Genomic DNA, 3,251 nt, shown 5'->3' with positions numbered 1-3,251 from the left:
CCGCCACCGTCCGGGCCGGCGCACAGGCCGCCTTCCCGACACCGGAGGAGCTGCCCGCGGCCCCCGCGCCGCACACCGGCTGAACCCGCAGGAGGCCGCTCCCGCCGCTCCCGTCGCCCCTGGTCGCCGCGGCCCCTCAGGTTTCCTCCCCACCTGGTCGGGAACCCGGAAACGGCTGTGAGCGGTCGCCGGCCCCCTGAGTCGGAGCCGGTGGACCAGCACCCTTTCTGTGGAGGCGACACCGTTGACGACGTACGGATACTTCCTCGCCACCGAGGAGTTCGACATCCAGAGCCTGCTGGACCAGGCCCGCATGGCCGAGCAGGCCGGTTTCGAGGCACTGGCCATCAGCGACCACTTCCACCCGTGGAACGAGGCGCAGGGGCAGAGCCCCTTCGTCTGGTCGGTGATCGGCGCGCTCTCCCAGGTGTGTTCGCTACCCGTCACGACCTTCGTCACCTGCCCCACCATGCGCATGCACCCCGCGATCAACGCGCAGGCCGCCGCCACCTCCGGCGCGCTGACCGACGGACGCTTCCGGTTCGGCATCGGCACCGGCGAGGCCCTCAACGAACACGTGCTGGGCGACGCGTGGCCGGAGGCCCAGATCCGCATGGAGATGCTGGAGGAGGCCGTCTCGCTGATGCGGTCGCTCTTCAGCGGCGACCGGGTCTCCCACCGGGGCAAGCACTACACGGTGGAGAACGCGCGCCTCTACACACTGCCCGACGAGTCCGTGCCGATCTACATATCCGGCTTCGGCCCGCAGGCCGCCGCCCTCGCCGGGCGGGTCGGCGACGGCTTCGTGACCATGGGACCGGACGAGGAACTCGTCGCGCAGTTCCGCCGCAGCGGCGGCGGCACCAAGCCGGTGCTCGGCGGGTTGAAGGTCTGCTGGGACGCCGACCGCGACCGTGCCGTGCGCACCGCGCACCGGTTGTGGCCCAACCTCCGGCTGCCCGGGGAGCTCGCCCAGCTGCTGCCCACCCCGGCCCACTTCGAGCAGGCGGGTGAACTGGTCACCGAGGACATGATGGCGGAGGCGCTGACCTGCGGTGACGACGTGCAGCAGCACGTCGAGTCGGTACAGGCCTACGACCGGGCCGGATTCGACGAGGTCTACGTCGGCCAGATCGGCCCCGACCAGCAGGGGTTCTTCGACTTCTACCGGGCGGAGGTGCTGCCCGCGCTGCGGCGGCCCGAACCCGCTTCCCCGCACACCCAGTCCTGACGCAGGCGCGCAGTGAAGGAGCACATGATGCCGTCGGTCGCCCCCGAGACCACGCAGGCCCCGCAGTCCCCCCGGCGGCCGGCCGACGACGGCCCTGCGCTGCCCGCACCCCGGGGTGAGCTCTCCCGGGCGGTGATCGGTGCGCTGACCGGGGAGCCAGGTTCGGCCACGCTGCCCGACGAGCACGTCGTACGCGGCGCCGACCCCTACGGAGACGACCTGCAACTCGCCCTCTACACCTGCTACGAGCTGCACTACGCCGGTTTCGGGCAGGTCAGCGGGGACTGGGAGTGGGACCCGGACCTGCTGCGCCTGCGGGCGGCGCTGGAGCGCCGCTTCCTCGGCGCGCTCCGCGCCGACGCCACCCGGCACACCTCGGTCGCCGAGGCGATGGCCGGACTGCTGGTGGAGCCGGTCGACGGGGACGGGGTGTCCCACTTCCTGGCCGGCGAGCAGGGACAGCGGTGGCACCTGCGGGAGTACGCGGCACAGCGCTCCCTCTACCACCTCAAGGAGGCCGACCCGCACGCGTGGGTGATACCCCGGCTGCGCGGCCGGGCGAAGGCGGCGATGGTCGCGGTCGAGTACGACGAGTTCGGCGCCGGCCGCGGTGACCGGGTGCACGCCGAACTGTTCGCCGAGCTCATGGCCGACCTGGGCCTCGACCCCGGGTACGGCGGCTATCTGGACGCCGCCCCCGCCCCGATGCTGTGCGTCGTCAACCAGATGTCGCTGTTCGGCCTGCACCGCTCGCTGCGCGGCGCGCTGGTCGGACACTTCGCCACGGTAGAGATCACGTCCTCGCCCTCCTCGCGGCGCCTGGCCCAGGCGATGGAGCGGCTGGACGCCGGGGCCGCGGCCGTGCACTTCTACGAGGAACACGTAGAGGCCGACGCCGTGCACGAGCAGATCGTGCGCCGGGACGTGGTGGCCGACCTGCTGCGGCAGGAACCGCATCTGGAGGCCGACATGGCGTTCGGCGTCGACGCCACCGAGTTCGTCGAGGCGCGGCTCGCCGCACACCTGCTCGCAGCCTGGCGGGACGGCCGCTCCAGCCTGCGCACCCCGCTCTGAGCTCCGCCGAACCGCCGGGACAAATGCCCCGCACGCCGCCCACCGGGACTCCGGCGGGCGACGTGCGGGTGTCCGGAACCGGCCCGGTGCGGCCGAGTGACCGCGACCCGCCTCAGCGGCGCGGGCCGGGCGGGGTGGCCGAGGACGAACGGCGGGTCCCGGGAGCGGGGACAGCGCCGTGGCGGCGTTGGCGCCGGCTGTACTCGGTGATCGCCTGCCACAGGTCACGTCGGTCGACGTCCGGCCAGTAGCCGGGTGTGAAGTACAGCTCCGCGTAGGCAGCGTGCCACGGAAGGAAGTTGGACGTGCGCTGCTCGTTGCCGGTGCGCCACAGCAGGTCCACGTCCGGCATGTCGGGGAGGGGCAGATGGCGGGCGAAGCCGTCCTCGTCGAGGAGACGGGGATCCACCTCACCCCTTCGAGCTGCCTGGGCGAGCGCTGCGGCGGCCCGGGTGATCTCGTCGCGACCGCCGTAGCTGATGCACACGGTGAGGGTCAGGCCGGTGCGGGCGCGCGTGCGGTGCTGTTCGCGCCTGAGGGCGTCGACGATCTCCTGGGGGAGTCTGTCGGGACGGCCGGACCAGCGCTGGCGCACGTCCAGGTCACGGAAGGTGGCCTTGTCGAGTTCACTCTTGAGCGTGGCCATGATCCCCGCGACTTCCGCGGCGTCGCGATTCCAGTTCTCGGTCGAGAACGCGTAGAGCGTCAGGTGGCGCAGGCCGATCTCCAGGGCCCCGTGGACCACCTCGTGGACGGCGGCGGAGCCGGCGCGGTGACCTTCCTGGCGGGGCAGGCCGCGCTGCTCGGCCCAACGGCCGTTGCCGTCCATGATGACCGCAACGTGGGACGGCATGAGGTGGGCGGCGATCCGCGGTGGCCGGAAGCCGTCGGGGTGCGGGGGCGGGGGCCGGAGCCCGGCGCCGTCGGCCGGCGGGTGCGGATCGCC

At 72.8% G+C, this 3,251-nt stretch carries 3 protein-coding genes; 2 read left to right on the top strand and 1 reads right to left on the bottom strand.

Annotated elements, in window-relative coordinates; translation table 11 throughout:
• Positions 1-244: 244 nt before the first annotated feature.
• Entirely contained in the window at positions 245-1,231 is a 987-nt protein-coding gene (locus ACYVE9_RS20250) for a TIGR03557 family F420-dependent LLM class oxidoreductase (RefSeq protein WP_461029308.1), read from the top strand.
• Positions 1,232-1,258: 27 nt separating this feature from the next.
• On the top strand, positions 1,259-2,305 hold the full coding sequence (locus ACYVE9_RS20245) for an iron-containing redox enzyme family protein (protein ID WP_461029309.1): 1,047 nt from the start codon (positions 1,259-1,261) through the stop codon (positions 2,303-2,305).
• Positions 2,306-2,417: 112 nt separating this feature from the next.
• Here ACYVE9_RS20245 and uppS read toward each other — a convergent pair.
• On the bottom strand, positions 2,418-3,251 hold an 834-nt coding region (uppS, locus tag ACYVE9_RS20240), incomplete at its 5' end, for a polyprenyl diphosphate synthase (RefSeq protein WP_461029307.1).

The organism is Streptomyces sparsus (assembly GCF_054776295.1).
The sequence above is the reverse complement of the archived record's forward strand: the minus strand, read 5'-3'. Positions and strand labels throughout refer to the sequence as shown.